Origin of the sequence: Salinispora oceanensis (assembly GCF_000383575.1) — a bacterium.
GTDB lineage: Bacteria > Actinomycetota > Actinomycetes > Mycobacteriales > Micromonosporaceae > Micromonospora > Micromonospora oceanensis.
Map to the genome: position 1 here is coordinate 3,333,053 of NZ_KB911579.1, position 20,657 is coordinate 3,353,709.

The 20,657-nt window shown below is 70.9% G+C and carries 21 protein-coding genes; 14 read left to right on the forward strand and 7 right to left on the reverse strand.

Translation table 11 applies throughout. The features are described 5' to 3' along the window. The first annotated feature begins 52 nt into the window (after window positions 1–52). Window positions 53–1,066 carry a ketol-acid reductoisomerase gene (ilvC, locus tag SALPAC4_RS0115555; RefSeq protein WP_018729852.1) on the forward strand — a complete coding sequence of 338 codons (1,014 nt, stop codon included), beginning with the start codon at window positions 53–55 and terminating at the stop codon, window positions 1,064–1,066. A gap of 315 nt (window positions 1,067–1,381) precedes the next feature. Next, window positions 1,382–2,977, forward strand: a complete 1,596-nt coding sequence (gene serA / locus SALPAC4_RS0115560) for a phosphoglycerate dehydrogenase (protein WP_019871113.1) — start codon at window positions 1,382–1,384, stop codon at window positions 2,975–2,977. A gap of 57 nt (window positions 2,978–3,034) precedes the next feature. Here serA and SALPAC4_RS0115565 read toward each other — a convergent pair whose 3' ends face one another. Both SALPAC4_RS0115565 and SALPAC4_RS0115570 read right to left on the reverse strand, forming a co-directional pair. Next, complete coding sequence (locus SALPAC4_RS0115565; protein WP_018736007.1) at window positions 3,035–3,391, reverse strand: hypothetical protein; 357 nt, start codon at window positions 3,389–3,391, stop codon at window positions 3,035–3,037. 320 nt (window positions 3,392–3,711) lie between these two features. Continuing rightward, window positions 3,712–4,566, reverse strand: a complete 855-nt coding sequence (locus SALPAC4_RS0115570) for an FAD:protein FMN transferase (protein WP_027644447.1) — start codon at window positions 4,564–4,566, stop codon at window positions 3,712–3,714. A 226-nt stretch (window positions 4,567–4,792) separates the two neighbouring features. Here SALPAC4_RS0115570 and SALPAC4_RS0115575 point away from each other — a divergent pair, with 226 nt between their 5' ends. Both SALPAC4_RS0115575 and SALPAC4_RS0115580 read left to right on the forward strand, forming a co-directional pair. Next, a complete protein-coding gene (locus SALPAC4_RS0115575; RefSeq protein WP_027644446.1) occupies window positions 4,793–5,824 on the forward strand; it encodes a 3-isopropylmalate dehydrogenase in 1,032 nt (343 codons plus the stop codon). Between the two features lie 243 nt (window positions 5,825–6,067). Further along, the gene (locus SALPAC4_RS0115580) at window positions 6,068–7,165 is read left to right on the forward strand and encodes a branched-chain amino acid aminotransferase (RefSeq protein ID WP_019871116.1); all 1,098 of its coding nucleotides are present in this window, start codon (window positions 6,068–6,070) and stop codon (window positions 7,163–7,165) included. Between the two features lie 9 nt (window positions 7,166–7,174). Here SALPAC4_RS0115580 and SALPAC4_RS0115585 read toward each other — a convergent pair whose 3' ends face one another. Together SALPAC4_RS0115585 and SALPAC4_RS0115590 are read right to left on the reverse strand one after the other, a co-directional pair. Further along, window positions 7,175–7,951 carry a tyrosine-protein phosphatase gene (locus SALPAC4_RS0115585; protein ID WP_019871117.1) on the reverse strand — a complete coding sequence of 259 codons (777 nt, stop codon included), beginning with the start codon at window positions 7,949–7,951 and terminating at the stop codon, window positions 7,175–7,177. After that, the gene (locus SALPAC4_RS0115590; protein ID WP_019871118.1) at window positions 7,948–8,409 is read right to left on the reverse strand and encodes a hypothetical protein; all 462 of its coding nucleotides are present in this window, start codon (window positions 8,407–8,409) and stop codon (window positions 7,948–7,950) included. Before SALPAC4_RS0115590 ends, SALPAC4_RS0115585 begins: the two co-directional genes overlap by 4 nt. A gap of 380 nt (window positions 8,410–8,789) precedes the next feature. On the opposite strand from SALPAC4_RS0115590, the gene cimA reads away from it, so the two are divergent. Next, on the forward strand, window positions 8,790–10,415 hold the full coding sequence (gene cimA, locus SALPAC4_RS0115595) for a citramalate synthase (protein ID WP_019871119.1): 1,626 nt from the start codon (window positions 8,790–8,792) through the stop codon (window positions 10,413–10,415). Here cimA and SALPAC4_RS0115600 read toward each other — a convergent pair. Beyond that, window positions 10,384–11,325, reverse strand: coding sequence for an endonuclease/exonuclease/phosphatase family protein (locus tag SALPAC4_RS0115600; RefSeq protein ID WP_019871120.1), 942 nt, complete (start codon window positions 11,323–11,325; stop codon window positions 10,384–10,386). The genes cimA and SALPAC4_RS0115600 overlap by 32 nt on opposite strands. Before the next feature lie 211 nt (window positions 11,326–11,536). On the opposite strand from SALPAC4_RS0115600, the gene SALPAC4_RS0115605 reads away from it, so the two are divergent. The 5 genes from SALPAC4_RS0115605 (at window position 11,537) to arfB (ending at window position 15,986) form a co-directional block, all read left to right on the forward strand. Beyond that, complete coding sequence (locus SALPAC4_RS0115605; RefSeq protein WP_019871121.1) at window positions 11,537–12,583, forward strand: AAA family ATPase; 1,047 nt, start codon at window positions 11,537–11,539, stop codon at window positions 12,581–12,583. Between the two features lie 26 nt (window positions 12,584–12,609). Further along, entirely contained in the window at window positions 12,610–13,596 is a 987-nt protein-coding gene (locus tag SALPAC4_RS0115610; RefSeq protein ID WP_019871122.1) for a DUF58 domain-containing protein, read from the forward strand. After that, complete coding sequence (locus tag SALPAC4_RS0115615; protein ID WP_018218894.1) at window positions 13,593–14,552, forward strand: VWA domain-containing protein; 960 nt, start codon at window positions 13,593–13,595, stop codon at window positions 14,550–14,552. Before SALPAC4_RS0115610 ends, SALPAC4_RS0115615 begins: the two co-directional genes overlap by 4 nt. A 51-nt stretch (window positions 14,553–14,603) precedes the next feature. Continuing rightward, window positions 14,604–15,467: a S1C family serine protease gene (locus tag SALPAC4_RS0115620; RefSeq protein WP_018729866.1), complete on the forward strand. Its 864-nt coding sequence runs from the start codon at window positions 14,604–14,606 to the stop codon at window positions 15,465–15,467. Window positions 15,468–15,560: 93 nt separating this feature from the next. Continuing rightward, window positions 15,561–15,986 (forward strand): alternative ribosome rescue aminoacyl-tRNA hydrolase ArfB, encoded by a 426-nt coding sequence (gene arfB, locus SALPAC4_RS0115625; RefSeq protein ID WP_018220777.1) that lies wholly within the window; start codon window positions 15,561–15,563, stop codon window positions 15,984–15,986. 5 nt (window positions 15,987–15,991) lie between these two features. Here arfB and SALPAC4_RS0115630 read toward each other — a convergent pair whose 3' ends face one another. Beyond that, window positions 15,992–16,741, reverse strand: coding sequence for an alpha/beta hydrolase family protein (locus SALPAC4_RS0115630; protein ID WP_019871123.1), 750 nt, complete (start codon window positions 16,739–16,741; stop codon window positions 15,992–15,994). Between the two features lie 146 nt (window positions 16,742–16,887). Beyond that, window positions 16,888–17,769 carry a hypothetical protein gene (locus tag SALPAC4_RS0115635; RefSeq protein ID WP_019871124.1) on the reverse strand — a complete coding sequence of 294 codons (882 nt, stop codon included), beginning with the start codon at window positions 17,767–17,769 and terminating at the stop codon, window positions 16,888–16,890. Between the two features lie 191 nt (window positions 17,770–17,960). Here SALPAC4_RS0115635 and SALPAC4_RS0115640 point away from each other — a divergent pair, with 191 nt between their 5' ends. The 4 genes from SALPAC4_RS0115640 (at window position 17,961) to SALPAC4_RS0115655 (ending at window position 20,621) form a co-directional block, all read left to right on the forward strand. After that, on the forward strand, window positions 17,961–18,545 hold the full coding sequence (locus SALPAC4_RS0115640) for a TetR/AcrR family transcriptional regulator (protein WP_019871125.1): 585 nt from the start codon (window positions 17,961–17,963) through the stop codon (window positions 18,543–18,545). Further along, window positions 18,542–19,708, forward strand: a complete 1,167-nt coding sequence (locus SALPAC4_RS0115645) for an FAD-dependent monooxygenase (RefSeq protein WP_019871126.1) — start codon at window positions 18,542–18,544, stop codon at window positions 19,706–19,708. Before SALPAC4_RS0115640 ends, SALPAC4_RS0115645 begins: the two co-directional genes overlap by 4 nt. A gap of 95 nt (window positions 19,709–19,803) precedes the next feature. Continuing rightward, window positions 19,804–20,307, forward strand: a complete 504-nt coding sequence (locus SALPAC4_RS0115650) for a hypothetical protein (RefSeq protein WP_080640906.1) — start codon at window positions 19,804–19,806, stop codon at window positions 20,305–20,307. Between the two features lie 77 nt (window positions 20,308–20,384). Next, on the forward strand, window positions 20,385–20,621 hold the full coding sequence (locus SALPAC4_RS0115655) for a hypothetical protein (RefSeq protein WP_019871128.1): 237 nt from the start codon (window positions 20,385–20,387) through the stop codon (window positions 20,619–20,621). Window positions 20,622–20,657: the final 36 nt, after the last annotated feature.

Genomic DNA, 20,657 nt, shown 5'->3' on the forward strand with positions numbered 1-20,657 from the left:
CCACCAGATCTCCGATCGGCCGCCGGGTGCGGCCGTACGAAAGGGAAAATCCATGAGCGTTGAGGTGTTCTACGACGACGACGCCGACCTGGGTCTGATTCAGGGCCGTACGGTCGCCGTGATCGGGTACGGCAGCCAGGGCCACGCCCACGCGCTGTCGCTGCGCGACTCCGGTGTTGCGGTGGTGATCGGTCTGCCCGCCGATTCGAAGAGCCGGCCGAAGGCGGAGGAACAGGGACTGCGGGTGCAGACCCCGGCCGAGGCGGCGGCCGAGGCCGACATCATCATGATCCTCGCGCCGGACACCGCCCAGCGTGCCCTCTACACCGAGTCGATCGCGCCGCACCTCACCGCCGGCAAGGCGCTCCTGTTCGGGCACGGATTCAACATCCGGTACGGGCTGATCACGCCGCCGGCCGATGTGGACGTGGCGATGATCGCTCCGAAGGGCCCCGGCCACCTGGTCCGCCGGCAGTACGTCGACGGCAAGGGCGTGCCCTGCCTGGTCGCCGTCGAGCAGGACGCCAGCGGCAGCGCGTTCGGTCTGGCCCTGGCGTACGCCAAGGCCATTGGTGGCACCCGGGCCGGCGCGATCAAGACCACCTTCACCGAGGAGACCGAGACCGACCTCTTCGGCGAGCAGGCGGTGCTCTGCGGCGGTGCGGCGGCGCTGGTGCAGACCGGCTTCGAGGTGCTCACCGAGGCCGGCTACGCCCCCGAGGTGGCCTACTTCGAGTGCCTGCACGAGCTGAAGCTCATCGTGGACCTCATGTACGAGGGCGGCATCGCTCGGATGCGGTACAGCATTTCGGACACTGCCGAGTACGGCGACCTCTCCCGTGGCCCCCGCGTCATCGACTCCCGGGTCAAGGAGCGGATGCGCGCGATCCTGGGTGAGATTCAGTCCGGTGAGTTCGCCCGGGAGTGGGTTGCCGAGGACGAGGCCGGCCGCCCCAACTTCGCCAAGTGGCGGGCGGAGGGCGCGGCACATCCGATCGAGGAGACCGGCGGCAAGCTGCGCGCCATGATGAGCTGGGTTGACCGGCCCATCACCGAGACCGCCTGATCCAGCGGCTCCCGGGCGCCCTGGTGCGAGGGCTTTCCGGGGACCGCGGACGCCCGTGACCTGACGCTCTCCCTCCCCGGCGTTGGGTCACGGGCGTCCGACGGTTGCGCTCCGGCGCCGCCGGTGGATGCGTACCTCGGCCGTGCCGGGCGGTCGCTGTGAGGGCACTCACCCTGATCGCCGGAGCGCCGATTGGCCCCCTACGATCCCTGTTAGGTGCGCAGCCGCACCTGACGGCCATGGCCGGACTGCCGGCGGGGTGCAGTGCTGCCCCCGCCGCCCGGCCGACCGCTATAGACGACATTTAGAGGACCAATGAATCCTGTCGTACTGATCGCCGAAGAACTCGCCCCCGCCGCCATCGAGGTGCTCGCCCACGACTTCGATGTCCGGCACGTGGATGGCACCGACCGCCCGGCCCTACTCTCGGCGCTCTCCGAGGCTGACGCGGTCCTTGTCCGCAGTGCGACCCGTATCGACGCCGAGGCGATCGCCGCGGCACCACGACTCAAGGTGATCGCCCGGGCGGGTGTCGGCTTGGACAACGTCGAGGTGCCGGCGGCCACCAGCCGCGGCGTCATGGTCGTCAACGCCCCGACCTCCAACATCGTCTCCGCGGCGGAGCAGGCGGTCGCCCTCCTGCTCGCGGTCGCGCGGAACACCGCCAGCGCCAGCACGGCGTTGAAGGTGGGGGAGTGGAAGCGGTCGAAGTACACCGGGGTGGAGGTACAGGGCAAGACCGTCGGGGTGGTCGGTCTCGGACGCATTGGTGTCCTCTTCGCGCAGCGGATCGCCGCGTTCGGCACCCGGCTGATCGCCTACGACCCCTACATCCAGCCGGCGCGGGCGGCGCAGCTCGGCGTCCGCCTCGTCGGCCTGGATGAGCTGCTGCGCCAGAGCGACTTCATCTCCATCCACCTGCCGAAGACGTCGGAGACAGTGGGTTTGATCGGGGAGAAGGAGCTGGCGATCGTCAAGCCCGGGGTGCGGATCGTCAACGCCGCCCGGGGTGGCCTCGTGGACGAGCAGGCTCTCGCGGACGCCATCGCGGAGGGGCGGGTGGCTGGGGCCGGCGTCGACGTGTACGCCAAGGAGCCCTGCACCTCGTCACCACTGTTCGCCTTCGACAACGTGGTGGCGACCCCGCACCTGGGCGCCTCCACGCACGAGGCGCAGGACAAGGCGGGCCTCGCCGTGGCCCGCAGCGTGAAGCTGGCGTTGCAGGGTGAGTTCGTGCCGGACGCGGTGAACGTGCAGACCGGCGGCGTGGTCGCCGAGGATGTCCGGCCGCTGCTGCCGCTGGCCGAGAAGCTCGGCCGGGCCTTCACGGCGGTGGCCGGCGGGATCGCCGCGAGCGTGACCGTTGACGTGCGGGGCGAGGTGGTCAGCCACGACGTCTCGGTGCTCAAGCTCGCGGCGACCAAGGGGCTCTTCAGCTCGGTGGTGGAGGAGCAGGTCACCTACGTCAACGCCCCGCACCTGGCGGCCGAGCGAGGGGTCGAGGTGTCGCTGGTGACCAGGCCCGAGACGGCCGAGGAGGCGCTGTTGGTCACCATCCGTGGCGCCCTGCCGGACGGCCGGACGGTGAGTGTCTCCGGCACCAGCGTCGCCGGCGTCCGGGACGTCAACAAGCTGACCGAGGTGGACGGTTTCGACGTGGAGATCGGGGCGGAGGGCATTCTTGTCTTCCTCCGTTACGCTGACCGGCCCGGGGTGGTCGGTGCGGTCGGCACCCTCCTCGGCGAGGCCGGCGTCAACATCGCCGCGATGCAGGTGGCCCGTCGGGAGGCCGGCGGGGAGACGCTGATGACCCTCACCGTTGACCAGGCGCTCGGCGCCGATCTACTCACCTCGGTCGCCGAGTCGGTCGGTGCGACCGCGGCCAGCGCTGCCGACCTGCGGGAGGAGTGACCGCGAGCCACGGAGGGCTCGGCCCGCCCCGGTGCGGGCCCTTCGTGGCGTAGGCGGTCAGCCGTCGGTGTGGTGGGGCGGTGGATAGACCGAGCCGTCCTGGACATCAAAGAGCATCAGCTGATGTTCGCCGGCTAGCCGTTCGATGTCCAGCAGTACCTGGTCCGCGCAGGTGGGATGTAGGTTCAGCTCGACGTGGTCGCCGGCGGTGTGTAGGGGCGTCCTCGCCCAGGGGGTGTCCGCCCGACCTGCCTGCTCCGGGTACGCGGCGGTGATCGCCCGATAGAATCTGACGACCCGGGGGTCGGGCTGGCGATCGGTGTGCTGGCCTGCTCGGCACCGCCGGACGGCGGTACGTACGTCCTCGGGCGTCGCCCCGGGGGCCAGAGCCCACACGCTTAGATCGAAACTCACGGCGGACAGCGTGCCAGTTGTCGCTCGCCGTGTCGAAGTCGCCCTACCCAACCAGCTCACCCTCCGGTCAGGAGGGTCTGCAGTAGATCCTCTTGCGTGGAGTTATGTCAATTCGCTAGCGTACCGATGCGGTTACTGGCTGAGTCCGTGATGTGGGCCCGTCTTCGGGTGACGAGGTTGACGTCCGGCCCCGGCTGGTCCGCACCCCTCGGATGCGCGAGCCACGCGCAATCGTCGCTGACCGGCCCTCACGGTAGTTGCCGAGACCGTGGGGGCCGATCGTGAGCCCCAGCGGGGGCGGGTGTCGCGACGGGCGCCGATCAGCGGCGGTGGGCGTGTAGGACTCGGTAGTCCGTCTCACTGTGGAACCAGGACAACCCGGCCGGCCCCGCCGCGTAGAGCGCGGTGGCGTAGGCGTCGGCGATGGCGAGGTCCGGCCCGACGACGGTGGCGGCGATGAACTGGTCGGCAGGTTCCCCGGTGTGCGGATCCACCACGTGCCCCCGTCGTCCGGTTACCCCGGAGGTACCGATCCCCCCGGCGGTCATCTCCAACACCAGCGGTGCCTGGCGTCGATTGGTGGGGTGGTGTACGGCGACCCGCCACGGTCCCCCGTGCGCGGCGTGCCCACGTACGACGAGGTCAGCGCCGGTGAGTACGGCGTAGTCGTGGACGCCCGCGGCCCGTAGCCGGGCGGCGGCCTGTTCTACCGCCCACCCGCCGAGGAGCCCTCCCGGGTCGAAGCCGCCGGGCACTGCCCAGGCGTCGAACCAACCGTCGGTCGCGGCCCGCATTGCGGTGCAACGGTTGACCAGGTCGGTCAGCGGCGGGTAGGACTCGGGGCTGATCTCCCCTCGCCGTAGCCGTGATACCAGGCTCTCCGGTCGGTTTGGTCCGTAGGCCAGGTCGATTGCGCGTAGCTCCGCGACCGCGTCCCGGAGCGCCGCGCCGACGCCCCGGCGGCCAAGCCAGTCGGGTGCGTTGAACAGCAACGTGTACTCGGCGGTGGTGGTCCGGACGGTGTGCGTGACGGCGATTCGTTCCCCGGTCGCCGGACCCGCTCCGCCGACCCGTCGTTGCTGCCCGCCGAGGCGAAGGTCCGGACGCGGCTGCGGGCGGCGTCGCGACGAGCCGCTCCAGCGGCTGCGTTGCTGTTCATCGATCCTCATTCTCATCCCGCCTCCCGGCCGACGGCTTCGTTGCGTCGCGGCGTTGGTTTGGGCCCCTGGCCTGTGGCCCGTGCCCCCGCTGCTGATCAGGATAGGCAGCGGAGATCACCGCTGAATGAATGCCACCTGGAAGCCTCCTGTACATCCGATTTCCCGAATGGTGGAAGGTGCGTACCGGTTTTCGGGACTGGGCGTACCCTCGGAGCCGAGCGAGCGAGGCAAGGGAGTCGACGTGGCACGAATCGCGGTGGTCGCTGGGGACGGAATCGGTCCCGAGGTGGTCGCGCAGGCCCGCAAGGTCATCGATGCGGTGGTCCCGAACGTGCAGGCCACCGAGTACGACCTGGGTGCCGCGCGTTATCACCGCACCGGCGAGGTGCTGCCCGACTCGGTCCTCGCGGAGCTGGCTGGGCACGACGCCATCCTGTTGGGTGCGGTCGGTGACCCGAGCGTCCCGCCCGGCGTCCTGGAGCGGGGTCTGCTGCTGCGGCTGCGGTTCGCCTTCGACCAGTACGTCAACCTGCGCCCGGCCCGGCTCTGGGCCGGCGCGAGCGGTCCCCTCAGTGGCGTCAAGCCCGGCGAGGTCGACCTGGTGGTGGTCCGCGAAGGCACCGAAGGGCTGTACGCCGGCGCGGGCGGCGCGCTGCACCGCGGTACCGCGGCCGAGATCGCCACCGAGGAGAGCCTGAACACCCGGCACGGGGTCGAGCGGGTGATCCGAGACGCGTTCCACCGGGCGGAACGGCGGGAGCGGCGCAAGGTCACCCTTGTGCACAAGACCAACGTGCTCACCCACGCCGGCTCGCTCTGGGCCCGTGCCTTCGCGGACGTCGCCGCCGAGCACCCGGACGTGACCACCGAATACCAGCATGTTGACGCCGCCGCGATGTTCCTGGTGACCCAGCCCCAGCGGTACGACGTGCTGGTCACCGACAACCTCTTCGGTGACATCCTCACCGACATCGCCGCCGCCGTCACCGGCGGAATCGGGCTCGCGGCCAGCGGCAGTATCAATCCGGATCGCGCGTACCCGTCGATGTTCGAGCCGGTGCACGGCTCCGCGCCGGACATCGCCGGTCGCGGTCTGGCCGACCCGGTGGCAGCGGTACTCTCCGCCGCGCTCCTGCTCGACCAGCTCGGTCACGCCGAGCCGGCGTCCCGGATCACCGCTGCCGTGGCGGCAGAGCTGGCCGGGCGGGTGCCGGGCGCGCCGATCCGCACCGCGGAGGTCGGCGACCGGCTGGCAGGTCACGCGGCCGGCTGACCGTGAGCCGCTGGGGCGGCCCGTATTCAGTCACGCTGGGTAGGCGGTCGACAACCCGGTCAACGTCCGTGGGCAGCCGGGGCGAGCCATCCGTACGGCGGTCCCTGCGGCCCGGGTGCCGGTCGGAGCGGGCCGCGCCGGATGCCGCTACCCGCTGAACGACCGTTCGGGGTAAGTTTGCTCGCACCAGCTCGGCACGCGGGTCCGCATGCCGTCGTCATCCATTCCAGGGAGGTCAGTGCGATGAGCGGTGGTGACAAGCTCGAGTTCGAGATCCGTCCGAATTCCGCGCCGGTATCCGCGGCGGACCGGGGCGCGCTGCTGGCCAACCCCGGCTTCGGGCGGGTTTTCACCGACCACATGGTTACTATCCGCTACGCCGCCGGGAAGGGCTGGTACGACGCCCGGGTCGAGGCACGGGCGCCGATCCCGATGGACCCGGCCGCCGCGGTCCTGCACTACGCCCAGGAAATCTTCGAGGGCATGAAGGCGTACCGCACCGCCAGCGGCGGCGTGACGATGTTCCGGCCGTACGCCAACGCCGCCCGGTTCGCCGCGTCCGCCCGGCGGATGGCGATGCCCGCCCTCCCCGAGCAGGCCTTCGTCGACTCGCTGCACCGGCTGATCGAGGTGGACCGGGACTGGATTCCCGAGGGGGAGGACGGCAGCCTCTACCTGCGGCCGTTCATGTTCGCCAGCGAGGTCTTCCTCGGTGTGCGGCCCGCCAACGAATACCTCTACGCGGTGATCGCGTCCCCGGTCGGTGCGTACTTCTCCGGTGGGGTGAAGCCGGTGACCGTCTGGGCCTCGCCGGACTACACCCGGGCCGCGCCCGGGGGCACCGGCGCGGCCAAGTGTGGCGGCAACTACGCCAGCTCGCTGGTGGCCCAGGCAGAGGCGATCGAGCACGGCTGCGACCAGGTCGTCTTCCTGGACGCGGTGGAACGCCGCTTCGTTGAGGAACTGGGCGGGATGAACCTCTTCTTCGTCTACGACGACGGCTCTCTGGTCACCCCGCCGCTGACCGGGACCATCCTGCCCGGCATCACCCGGGAGTCGGTGCTCGCGCTCGCTGCCGCGGCCGGTCACCGGGTGGCGGAGCAGCCGATCGCTTTCGCCGACTGGCAGGCCGACGCGGCGAGCGGTCGACTGCGCGAGGTCTTCGCCTGCGGCACGGCTGCGGTGATCAATCCGGTCGGCACGGTCCGCTCTCCCGATGGTGAGTTCCGGATCGGTGGCGGTGAACCCGGACCGGTCACCATGGCCCTGCGCCAGCAACTCGTCGACATCCAGCGGGGCAAGGCCACGGATCCGCAGAACTGGGTCCACCACGTGCTCTGAGGGCTGCGGTTACGCCAGCAGGTGGTCGCGGAGCGCGGCCACCTGGGCGTCGGTGACGCCCGCGTGGCGCAGGTAGCCCTCGACCGTGCCGTAGCGGTCGCGCAGCTCGGTGAGGAACAGCAACATCGCCTCCTCGGGGCAGCGCAGCGGCGGCAGCGACGGGTGCAACGTCTTGCCCGTCGTGGCGAACCAGGCCCGGAAACGCTCGCCGCCCGCGGTGCTCAACGCGTAGTCGGCGGCGATGTCAGCGTCGGAGACGCCCAGTACGGCCAGGGTGAGACCACAGACGATGCCGGTTCGGTCCTTGCCGGCGACGCAATGCACCAAAAGTGGGGCGTTGGTCTCGTCCGCGATCAGCCCGATCGCGGCGGCCAGGCCGGCGGTGCCGGTCGCGGCCAGGTCGGCGTACCGGTCGGCGAGGTAGCGGGCGAGGTCGGCACCGGGCTGGTAAGGGTTTTCGGCCCAATCGGCGTGCTCCGGGTGGATGTGCCGCCAGGTCAGCCCCGCGAAGTCCGGGATCCGGCCATCCCGGTCCACCTCGTACGGCCGGCGTAGGTCGAGCACGGTGCGGACGCCGAACGCGGCGAACGCCGTCCGGTCGGCGCCAGCCAGCCGGTGCGGGGTGTCCGAGCGGAACAGCCGGCCACTTCGGACGATGCGTCCGTCGTGGCCGGTGGGCCCACCGACGTCGCGAAAGTTGAACAGACTGTCAAATTGAGTTACGTCAAGGGGATCCACGCTGACACGGTAGCGGTATGACCCGGCGTCGGTGGTCCTACCGATCATCGCTCGCGCGCGGTGCCCGGTGGGATGGCGGCGTACGTGTCGCCGTAGTAGCCACCGAGCCGGTCCCGGTACGCCGGATCGGTGTCCGCGGTCTCGTCGTACTCCGGCGCGGCCCTGATCTGGTCTTTGCTCCGGTCAATATGGACCTTCCGGGTGTTGTGGTCAACGTGGCTGATGGTGCCGGCGGGGAGCATGACCCGGCGACCGAATAGCCACGGGCCGGTGTCCACCACGAGGTAGCTGGAGTTGACCACGTAGCTGGCCTGGTCCACCTTCCCGATTCCACCGTCGCTCGCCTCGACGTGGTAGCCAGCCAGGTCGATGTCGGTGGGGGTTTCGGCGCGGTAGCGCCACGGTTCGAAGGCGCTGCCGGGCGAGCCGTCGGGGGTGCTGCTCGGGCCGCCGGTGCCAAGCGGACTCGGCGTCGGGCGGGCCGGATGCGGGTCGCGCTGTGCCATGGCGTCTCCTTCCATCCCTGGGCACTCCGGTCGGCGTCGGGCCTCCGCGGGGGGTGGTACCCGGTGTCGAGCTGGGTACACCGTCACCACCACCGCCGCGCTGACCACGGGGAGAATGCTGCAGTGCTGCCACCCCGGAAGCAGCGGGGAAGGCCGTTCGTGCGCGGCGCGTAGTTTGGGTGGGTCGACGCCGACGATCTCCGAAAGTCGTCCCGGAATGCGGATTCGGCCGGCCCGACGGGCCCAGGGCTGGCAGAGTGAAGTTCGTGAACCGCACCGTCCGCATTATTGGCAGCTAGCGCGCCGGCCTCCCGTCCGCCGAGCGCGCAGACCTCCCACGTTCGTGGGGGGTCTTTTTGTTGCCGCAGAGAGGATTCCTAATGACCTTCCAGGTCTACGACACGACCTTGCGCGACGGCGCCCAGCGCGAGGGGCTCAGCTATTCGGTGGCCGACAAACTCGCGGTGGCCCGGCTCCTTGACGAGTTCGGGGTGGGCTTCATCGAGGGTGGGTGGCCGGGCGCGGTACCGAAGGACACCGAGTTCTTCCGCCGGGCTCGTACCGAACTCGAGCTGCGTCACGCGGTGCTGGTGGCCTTCGGCGCCACCCGGCGTGCCGGCCGGCAGGTTGACGACGACCCGCAGGTGCGCAGCCTGCTCGCCGCCGAGACCCCCGCCGTCACGCTCGTCGCCAAGGCCGACCTGCGGCACGTGCAGCGGGCGCTGCGTACCTCTGCCGACGAGAACCTGGCGATGGTCCACGACACCGTGACGCACCTGGTGGCGCAGGGGCGGCGGGTCTTCGTTGACGGGGAGCACTTCTTCGACGGCTACCGCGACGACCCCGGGTTCACCTCGTCGGTGGTGGAGGCCGCACTCGCCGCCGGCGCCGAGCGGTTCGTGCTCTGTGACACCAACGGTGGCATGCTCCCCTCCCAGGTCACCGCCGTGATCGTCGACCTCACCGCCCGGCTCGGGGTTTCGGCCGAGCAGCTCGGCATCCACACCCAGGACGACACCGCCTGCGCGGTCGCCAACACCATCGCCGCGGTGGAGGCGGGCGTGCGGCACGTGCAGGGCACCGCCAACGGGTACGGCGAGCGACCCGGCAACGCCGACCTCTTCGCCGTGGTGGCGAACCTGCAACTCAAGCTCGGGCTGCCGGTCCTACCCGAGGGCTGTCTGGAGCAGATGGTGCGGGTGTCCCGCGGCATCGCCGAACTCGCCACCATCGTCCCCGACGACCATCAGGCGTACGTCGGGGCGGCGGCCTTCGCCCACAAGGCGGGGCTGCACGCGAGTGCGATCAAGGTGGATCCGTTGTTCTACAACCACATCGACCCGCAGCTGGTGGGGAACCGGATGCGCATCCTCGTCACCGAGATGGCCGGTCGGGCCAGCATCGAACTCAAGAGCCGGGAGTTGGGCCTCGAGCTGGCCGACCACCCGGAGACGCTGGACCGGGTCGCCAAGCGGGTCAAGGAACTGGAGGCCGAGGGCTGGTCGTTCGAGGCCGCCGACGCCTCGTTCGAGCTGCTGGTCCGCTCCGAGCTGCCGGACGCGGCGCCGCCCCGACCATTCACGCTTGAGTCCTACCGGATCCTGGTCGAGCACCGTGAGGACGGCGCGGTGGTCTCCGAGGCGACCGTCAAGGTCCGGGTACGCGGCGAGCGGGTGATCGCCACCGCGGAGGGGAACGGCCCGGTCAACGCGCTCGACGAGGCGCTGCGTACTGGTCTGGTCATGCACTACCCCGAGCTGCGCGACTTCGAGTTGGCCGACTACAAGGTGGGGATTCTGGCGGGCAGCCACGGCACCGGGGCGGTGACCCGGGTGCTGGTGGAGACGTCGGACCGCGCCGGTCGGGACTGGACCACGGTGGGCGTGCACCCCAACGTGGTGGAGGCGAGCTGGGACGCGCTGGTTGACGCCCTGACCTACGGGCTGGACCAGGCGCGGGGCGGACGATCCGGGTTCAACCGGCCGGCGGGAGACGAAGCTCGGTGAAGACCGCGCGGTGGTCGCTGCCCGGGATCCCGTACACCGTGGTGGACCGGACCGCGATCCGCCGGTCCACCAGTACGTGGTCGATGGTGACCGGTGGAATCAGGTCCCCGTCGTACGGCCCCCAGGTGCCGGTGAGCCCGGTCCCGGCAGCATCCGCCGCGTCCACGTACCCGGTGTCCAGCAGGGCGCGCAGCGGGGCGTGGTCGAGGGTGGCGTTGAAGTCCCCGGCGAGGATGCGGAGCTGTCCGTCCGGGGTGGCGGGGGGTTGGGCGGCGAGGTCCCGGCGCCAGTTTCCGACCTGGTCGAGCGCGTACGGGGCGGAGGGGTGTACCGACTCGACCTGGACCGGCGGTGCCGCCGGGACGAGGATGGTTCCGTAGGCCTGGCGGAAGCCCCAGCCGTTGCTGTTCTGCCGGACGCCGCCCGCGCTGATCGGGTAGCGCGCGTACAGCCCGGAGCCGGGGGTCCCCTCAACGGGGTGTAGCTCCCGGTACGGCAGGAGCTGGTCGAGCCCCAACCGGTCCAACTCGGCCGCGGTGGCCGGGGTGAACTCCTGTACGGCCAAGACCTCCACCGAGTGCCGGCGGACGAGGTCAACCAGTGCCTCGGCGTCGGCGGCGCCGGCCAGCAGGTTGGCGGTCAGCAGCCGTACCGGCGGGCCGGTGACGGCCGGCGGGGTGGATGCGAATGTCCGCGGTGCCACCACGGCGACCAGCGCCACCGTCGTCACCGCCGCCACCACCGCCGGCCGCCAGCGGCGCAACGCGAGGAGCAGGATCAGGGGCAGCAGGCTGGCCGCGGCGGCGTACGGGGTGAAGGCCAGCAGCTGGACGAGGGGCCCGTGGTCGAGGCCGAGCAGGCGGACGGCCGCCCAGGCGGCCCCCGGTGTTACGGCCAGCCAACCGGCCACAGTTGTTGCTGTCGGTCGCCGACGGGGGGTACCTGTTTCCGCCACGACAGCAGCCTAGGGCACGCCGCTCTGCCTCCGCCCTGCCCCGAAGCTGCCGAAGGCCTTCAGCGTTCCATTGGTTTTGTCCAGTATCGAGGGGAATCGTCGCTAGTGGGACATCCAGTGCGGTAAGTCCGACGTTTGCTGACGATTGGCGCGGGAAGCAAGCACCGTGACGGACATCTCGGACACCCTGGCCCCCGAGCCCAGCTCGGTCGATCCCGACACAGCTGGCACCGAGCTACGACAGACTCTCGCCGAGGTCCGGCGCGTGATCGTTGGGCAGGACCAGCTCGTGGAACGCCTACTCACCGCGCTTATCGCCGACGGACACTGCCTCCTGGAAGGGGTACCCGGCGTCGCGAAAACACTCGCCGCGCAGACCCTCGCCACCGTCGTCGGCGGCAGCTTCTCCCGCATTCAGTTCACTCCCGACCTGGTTCCCTCCGACATCGTCGGCACCCGCGTCTATCGGGCATCCCGGGAGACGTTCGATGTCGAGCTGGGTCCGGTCATGGCCAACCTGGTCCTCGCCGACGAGATCAATCGCGCTCCGGCGAAGGTGCAGTCCGCGCTGCTGGAGGCGATGGCCGAACGTCAGGTCTCGATCGGCGGGCGGAGCTGGGAGGTCCCGGCGCCGTTCCTGGTGTTGGCCACCCAGAACCCGATCGAGTCCGAGGGGGTGTACCAGCTCCCGGAGGCGCAGCGAGACCGGTTCCTGATGAAGGTGACGGTGGACTACCCGAGCGACGCCGACGAACTCGCCATCCTCTACCGGATGAGCAGCGACCGGCCGACGCCCCAGCCGGTACTCGACCCGCAACGGCTGCTCGACCTCCAGGCCCGGGCGAGCCGGGTCTTCGTGCACCACGCGCTCGCCGAGTACGTGGTCCGACTGATCCTGGCCACCCGGGACCCGGTCCGGTTCGGCCTGCCCGACGTCGCCCCGCTGCTCGCCTACGGGGCGAGCCCCCGCGCCACCCTTGGCCTGGTCGCCGCCGCCCGAGCCCAGGCCCTGCTGCGTGGCCGGGAGTACGTGCTGCCCGAAGACGTCCGCGAGTTGGCGCCCGACGTGCTCGCCCACCGGCTGGTCCTCTCCTTCGACGCGGTCGCCGACGGGGTGTCGGCCGAATCGGTCATCCGCCGGCTGGTCAACGCGGTACCGCCGCCCCGGGTCGCCGGGGTGACCGAGGCCGCGCCCCACCTGGCGGCGGCGTGAGGTGGCGCGGTCGGCCCGCGGGCCCGGTGCCGCCGGACCCCGGCCTGGCCGACCTGGCCGGGGACCGGCGGCTCCGCCGGCTCGAGCTGGCCGTGACCCGGCGGCTCGACGGCCTGCTGCACGGCCAGTACCAGGGACTGCTCCCCGGGCCGGGCAGCGAACCGGCCGGCAGTCGGGAGTACCGGCCCGGTGAGGACGAGGTCCGCCGGATGGACTGGGCGGTGACCGCGCGGACCACCGTGCCGCACGTGCGTCAGCTCGACGCCGACCGGGAACTCACCACCTGGCTCCTGGTAGACGCCAGCGTCAGCATGGAGTACGGCACGGCCGAGCTGGACAAGCGGGAACTCGCGGTAGCCGCCGTCGCGGCGGTGGGCTTCCTCACCGCCGGGGTGGGCAACCGGCTCGGCGCGTCGGTGCTCACCCCGACCGGGCTCCGCCGCCACGCCCCCGGTAGCGGCCGTACCCATCTCTTCGGGCTGCTTCGCACGTTGTTGGCCGCTCCCCGGCACGGCGGGTACGACCAGGACACCGCGCCGCTCGCGCCCCCCGACCTGGCCGCCGCGCTGGACGGTGTCCGCCGGGTGGCCACCCGCCGCGGGCTCGTGGTGGTGATCTCGGACTTCCTGGATGGCCTGCCCGAATCGCCCGGGCAGCCCGCTCCCTGGGAACAGCTCCTGCGGCGGCTCGCCGTTCGGCACCAGGTGCTCGCGGTGGAGGTGACCGACCCGCGGGAGTGGGAGCTGCCCGACGTTGGCCTGGTCACCCTGGTGGACCCGGAGAGCGGCCGGCGGCGGGAGGTCTGGACCGGCGACCCCCGGCTGCGCCAGCGGTACGCCGCGGCGGCGGCCGCCCAGCGGGACCAGGTACGCCAGGCGCTACGCCGGGGCGGGGCGGCGCACCTGCCGCTGCGGACCGACCGGGACTGGGTCGCCGACATCGTGCGGCACGTGCACCAACAACGCCGGCTGGCGACCGTCCCGGTCCCGGCCGGGAGGGGAGGTGGCGGGTGATCTGGCTGTCGCCGACCCGGCTGTGGCTGCTGCTCGCCGTGCTCGGACTGGTCGCCGGCTACGTTCTGCTGCAGCGCCGCCGGAGCCAGTACGCGGTGCGGTTCACGAACCTGCGGCTGCTGGACCGGGTGGCACCACAGCGACCGGCCTGGCGCCGGCACGTGCCGGCCGGGCTCTTCCTGGCGATGCTGGCGTTGCTGGTGGTCGGCTTCGCTCGACCCACCGCCGAGGTGCGGGTTCCCCGGGAACGGGCGACCGTGATGGTGGCGGTGGACGTCTCCACCTCGATGCTCGCCGGGGACGTGGAGCCGGACCGGCTCAGCGCCGCCAAGGAGTCGGCCCGTCGCTTCGTGGACGGCCTCCCCGACGAGTTCAACGTGGGCCTGGTCGCCTTCGCCGGCAGCGCCGCTGTCCTGGTGCCGCCGGACACCGACCGGGAGGCGCTCGACGAGGGGATCGATCGGCTGCTCGAGGGGGCGACCGGGGTGCAGGGCACCGCGATCGGAGAGGCGATCAACACCTCGCTCGGAGCGGTGAAGGCGCTGGACGGGGAGGCGGCGACGGACCCGCCGCCGGCCCGGATCGTGCTGCTCTCCGACGGGGCCAACACCTCCGGTATGGACCCGATGGAGGCGGCGGCCGACGCGGTGGAGATGGAGGTCCCCGTGCACACCATCGCCTTCGGCACCGCCTCCGGCTACGTGGACCGGGGCGGCCGGCCGATCCAGGTGCCGGTTGACGGGCAGACCCTCGACGCGGTCGCCCGGGAGACCGGCGGACAGTTCCACGAGGCGGTCAGCGTCGAGGAGTTGCGCGCGGTTTACGACGACATCGGCAGTTCGGTGGGGTACCGCACCAAGCGGCAGGACGTCTCGGCCCGGTTCATCGGCCTCAGCCTGGTCTTCGCGCTGGGAGCGGCGGCCGGCTCAATGCGTTGGTTCTCCCGCCTGCCCTGAGCCCGCCGGGTGGCTGGGTGCAGGCGGCCGATCGACACGAGGAGCGTGGGTATGGCAGTGCAGAGCGGGCTGGGCGAACCGCGTGGCCCCTGGTTCATCTCGCCTGAATTAGGCCCGGACGGGCGGCCGTGGCCAGGCGAGTCCGGCTCGGCCCGGGCGGGCGGGGCACGCCGTTGGCAGCACCGACTGCTGCTCGGGTTGGCGCTGGTGGCGATCTCCAGTGTCTCCGGCGCCGCGGCCGGTGGCCTGGTGGCGAGCCAGGACGGGTCGCCCGGTGCGGAAGCCGCCTCGGCCGCGCCGGTGCCGGCGGAGCTGGTGACCGCCGCCGAGCAGACCGTCCCGGGGGTGGTCTCGGTGCTGGCCGATGGCGCCGATGGCGCCTCCGCGACCGGCTCCGGTTTCGCGGTTGACGACCAGCAGCACATCATCACCAACGATCACATCCTGGCGAAGGGGGGAAGCGGTTCGGTGACGGTGGAGTTGCCGGACGGGCGACGGTTCGCCGCCGAGGTGGCGGGCCGGGAGCCCCGCAGTGACCTCGCGGTGCTGCGGATTCCGTCGTCCGCGGGGCTGACGGCGTTGCCGCTGGCCAAGCCGGGGACGACCCGGGTCGGTGAGCCGGTGCTGGCGGTGGGCTCGCCCCTCGGCCTCGCCGGCACGGTGACCGCCGGCATCGTGAGCGCCGTAGACCGGCAGGTGCGCCTCGGTGACAACCGGCACACGGCGGTGCAGACCGATGCCTCGATCAACCCGGGGAACTCCGGCGGGCCGCTGGTGAACGCGCGCGGTGAGGTGGTCGGAGTGAACACGGCGATCGCCACGATCGACGGCAACGGCTCGATCGGGATCGGCTTCGCCATCCCCATCGATCAGGTTCAGCAGACCGCCGACACGATCATCGGTAAGGGGGGCTGAGGGCGGCGGGGCCGGAACCCCGGAACGCCCCCGCCGGCCCGGTGTACCGGCCTGCCCGGTGCGCACCGGGGCCCAGGCGCTAGCCTCGGAAGCGTGGACAGTGGGCTGCGGGTGCACGATCGGTGGGTGGTGCCCGAGGCCGAGCTGCGGGAACGCTTCTCCCGGTCGTCTGGGCCCGGTGGTCAGGGGGTCAACACGACCGACTCGCGGGTGGAGCTGAGCTTCGATCTGGCCGCCTCACCGGGGCTACCGGAGCCGCTGCGCGCCCGGGCCCTCGACCGCCTCGCCGGGCGACTCGTCAACGGCGTCCTCACTGTGACCGCCAGCGAGCACCGTGCCCAACTCGCCAACCGGGAGGCCGCCCGGGAACGGATGGCCGCGCTGCTCCGCGCGGCGATCGCACCGCCGCCGAAGCGTCGTCGCCCGACCCGGCCCTCCCGCGCCGCCAAGGAGCGTCGTTTGGCCGAGAAGAAGCGGCGGTCCCAACGCAAGCGGGACCGCCGCGTTGACGGCGACTGATCGGATCAGCCGGGTCGGCCAGTGGGCGGCGACGCTTCGGCGACGCCGGTCACCGGCGCCGTAAGGTGCCGGGTGAAGAACCGGACCGCGCTGTCCAACTCGTGTTCGGGGAGCCGGTCGCCGTGCCGACCCGGATTGGCGTGCAGGGTTTTGTCGGCGGAGCCGAACGCGTCGAAGAGGGTCACACTCTGCTCGCGGGGCACTCGCTCGTCGTCCCACTGGACCAGAAACTCGATCGGTACGGTGATCTGTGCGGCGGCTTCGCGGAGCGCCGGGGCCGCGGCTCCACCCAGGCCGAGGACCGCCGCGCGGACCCGGGGCTCGGCGGCGACGAACGGTACGCCGAGCCCGCAGCCCAGCGAGATGCCCCAGTAGCCGACGGGTCCGCATTCGAGGTGGTCCAGCACGGCCTGCCACTCCCCGACGGTCTGCTTGGCGACCCGGGCATGGAAGGCGGTGAGCAGTGGGGCCAGCTCTGCCCCGGACTCGGCGCGGGTCCGGATCTCGGTGGCCATGCGCTGGTAGTGGTCGTCGGTCGGGCGGTCGCCGTGGTTCGGGACATCAACCGAGACGACCGCGAAGCCGGCGCGTACGAAGTGGTGGGCACGGTGGAGAACGGCGGGGTGGGCTTTGTGGTGACCACCGCCGTGGCCAATGAGGATCAGGGGACGAGCGGTGGTGGTGGGGTCAGTCTCCGCGGTCCACCGGACCGCGGGAACGCCGTTGACGGCGAAGAATTCCTCGCGAATGGACATGCCGATATGGGCCTTTCGAGGGTGCCTTGTGCGGGCGCTCCCTAGGCCATGCGGGGGAGGGAGTCCCGACCTGTTCCAGCGTTGATCGGACTCACCTCCTCAGGCAGTGGTCATGCACGGCGGCGGTCAAGTTAACACATCTGTCACTACGTGTCGCACCGGTCAATCGAGTCCAGTAGCCGGGTGCGCAGCCGGGCGGCCCGTTCGGCGAAACCGCGCTGGGCGGCCGCGTACTCCACCCGTCCCGGTGCGGTCTCGACCGCAACCGGGGGGTAGCCCAGGGCGGCCAGGTCGTACGGCGAGGCGCGCATGTCGAGGGTGCGGATCTGCGCCGCCAGCTCGAAGCACTCCGCGACCAGCTCGGACGGCACCAGCGGGGAGAGCTTGTACGCCCACTTGTAGAGATCCATGTTGGCGTGCAGGCAGCCGGGCTGCTCCAGGTCGTGCTGGCTGTCCCGGGTCGGCTGGAGGAGGTTCAGCGGCCGGGCCGGCGCGGTGAAGAAGCGGTACGCGTCGAAGTGGCTGCAGCGCACTCCCCGCTCCTCAACGACGGTGGCGACCTGCGCCGGGCTCATCCGCAGCGGCCAGGCGTTGTGCCGGACCTCGTCCTGGGTCTGCCGGTAGACCATCGCCCACTCGTGCATGCCGAAGCAGCCGAACTGCGCCGGTCGGCCGGCCGTGGCCGCCAACAGGGTCCGGATCCAGGTGATCGAGTCGGCCCGCCGGGCGCGTACCGCCGGGGTGTCGAGGGTGGCGCCGGCGGCGCTGGCGCGGTAGTCCGGCCCGAAGTCGGCCGGGTCCGCGTCGCGCAGCACCACCCCCGCGCCGGGATGCCAGCGGCGGAGCCGGGCCGGCCGGTACGAGTAGTAGGTGAAGAGGAAGTCCTGCACCGGATGCTTCTCGCCCCGGCGGCGGCGGGCCAGGTGGGGGGCCAGCCACCCGTCGATCCGCTCCTGGTGCGCCCGGCGTCGGGCCTGCCAGGTCGCCGGGTCGAGCACGGTGCCGAGTGCGGGGAGGGTGGCTGTCACCTGCCCAGGGTACGACCGTCCCCGCTGTTAGGCCCGGGTGTGCCTCCCGCGGTGCGGCCGCGCCGCACGCTGCCGCTACCGGACCAGGCTGCGCTACGAAGCCGGCTGCTGGGGCGGCGAGGGTTGCTGCCCCAGCGCGCCACGGATAGTATTTGGTCAAACGTCCAAGGCGATCGCCCAAGGAGGGCTTCGTGGGTGAGACCAGCATCGAACGGGGCCGGCACGCGCGAGCGCGCCTGTTGGTGGCCGCCCGGGAGCTGATCGGTGAGCTCGGTTGGAATGCCGTCAGTACCCGGACGCTGGCCGAGCGGGCTGGCGTCCGTTCCGGGCTGGTGCACTACCACTTTGACTCGCTCCAGGCGCTGCTGCGTCACGCCGCACTGGCTGAGGTCCAACGGATGCTCGACGACACCAGGGCGCTCCTTGCCGAAGCCACGAGCCCGAGCGACGGCGTCGAGCAGATGCTGCTCGACCTCGACCAGTACAACGGTGCCGATTCGGCCTCGCTGCTCTTCGTCGAGACCTACCTCGCCGCCACCCGGGACCACGAACTGCGCCAGGGGATGAGTGCGCTGGTCGCCGACTTTCGCGACTCGCTGACCGAAGCGCTCACCCGCTCGGGACATCCCAGCCCACAAGCTGCCGCCAGTGCGGTAATGGCGCTCTTCGACGGCTTCGTCCTACACAAGGGCCTCGACCCGGGCCTGTCCGCGGAGCAGGTCGCCCCGCTACTGCGCCGAGTCACCAACACCGAAGAGGATGGAGAGCGGCGATGAAAGCCCTCATCTGCGGTGCCGGTATCGCCGGGCTGGCCCTCGCCCACCGGCTGCACCACCACGGCTGGGAGGTTCAGGTCGTCGACCACGCTCCAGGGCCGCGCGAACAGGGTTACATGATCGACTTCTTTGGCCCGGGGTACGAGGCGCTGACGGCGATGGGTTTGCGGTCGAACCTTCGACGGTTCGCCAGTTCGGTCGAATCCTTTCGCTACATCGACTCCCGTGGCCGGACGACTGTCAGCGTCGACTACACGTTCTTCGCCCGGGCTCTGGACGGCGAATTCGCCAGTATCATGCGGCCTGCCCTCGAACGCATGCTCCGTGAATCGCTCAACGACCAGGTCGACATCCGCTATGCCGTCACGATCGACAGGATCAGCGGTGACCGGGCAGAGCTCTCCGACGGCACTGCTGTGGAGGCGGACGTGATCGTGGGCGCCGACGGCATCCACTCCCATGTCCGCTCGCTCGTCTCCGGCCCCGAGCGCAACCACCTTCGTTACCTTGGCATGCATACTGCGGCGTACGTCTTCGAGGACCCCGTGGTGTTCGAACAGGTTCGGGGTCAGTTCGTGCTCACCGAGACGCTCCACCGTCAGCTGGGCCTCTACGGGCTCGATGACGGGCGGGTCGCGGTGTTCACCGTGCACCGCACGGACGACGCCCGCCTACCCGAGGACCCGCGTGCGACGCTCCGTCGTACCTACACCGGCATGGGCGACCTGGTGGAGCGGGCCGTGGCCAACTGTCCTCCGCCGGAAGCGGTCTACTACGACCAGGTCGCCCAGATCGACACCGCGCGCTGGATCGATGGGCGGGTCGCGCTGGTCGGTGACGCCGCCTACGCGGTGTCCCTGATCGCCGGGCAGGGTGCCTCACTGGGAATCGCTGGCGCCTACCTGCTGGCCGAGCGGCTGCAGGCCGCCGGGTCCGTCCAGGAGGGACTGGCCGACTACGAGCGTCGCTGGCGGCCGGTCATCCGCGCCACGCAGCAGGCGGCCCGAGAACGGGTCACCGAGTGGTTCCTGCCGACGTCGTCGGCCAAGCTGCTGGCCCGGCGCTGGGGATTCAGGGCGATGCGCGTGCCGGGCCTCGATCGGCTCCTGGCCGGCAGGCTGTTCCCGAAAGACCACCGGAACATCGCTGAACTCGCGAGGTAGGAACTGTGGCCTTCTGAAGTGAGGCGGACATCGGTCCGGCGGGTGTCAACCTTCTATGCTCGGTCGGTGGTGCGGAACGAGGGGGCCGATGCGAAATGGTAGCGCCAGCAGACTACGTGGAGATAGTTCGGCAACGGCTGGTGGCCGACGGGTGTGCGGTGACTGATGAGCGCCTTGGTGCTGACTCCGTGATGGTTGGCTACCGGGCCCAGTTTCGGGCCTTGACCAGGATTCACTTTTTCACGGTCGTCACGAGGAAGGATCAGGTTAACGAGGGAGATCTGCGGTTCTTCGTCAACAACGCGGTAGGGCTGGGAGTGGAACGAAAAGGCCGATGGCTCGGTGTGCAGACAGGCATCATTGTGCTGCCCGTGCTCGTGACCGAGGCGGCGGATCCCGCCGCGACAGCGTTGACCCAGAAGGCCTACCGGCTCAAGCGGTCCGGCTTCGCGGTCCTGAGCCAGCCCACCATCGTGGACGTCAAGGCGGGCAGGGTCTGGACCTTCCGCGGTACCCGGGTCTGGGGTTTCGTCTACAACTCGTTGATCCAAAAGAAGTACGAGGCGTACCTGCCGGAGCCGTCGGCCGCGGCCAACTGAGTCGACCCCGGAGAGTCGATGGAAGTCACCCTCACGATAGGTCGAAGTTGATCAGCGGAAACGTCTACGGTGGTTCCATGGCACATCCCCGCACGCCGACGACGAGCCTCGATGAGGGTCGGGGCGAGACGAAGGCGTGCCGACCGCGGTCTGGGAGGTCGGAGGCGACCTTTCTCCGGACCGGTCTCGGGGACCGGCAGGACCAGATCCTCGCTCTGCTGCGTGCCCGCGGGCTGCGGTTCCGTGACGGCTCGCGATGGCGGGAGGCGACGACGTCCCAGGTCCATCGCATCGGCGAGGCGACCGTCGCCTGACTGGCGAGACGCCTCGACGATCCGTCACTCCCGCGA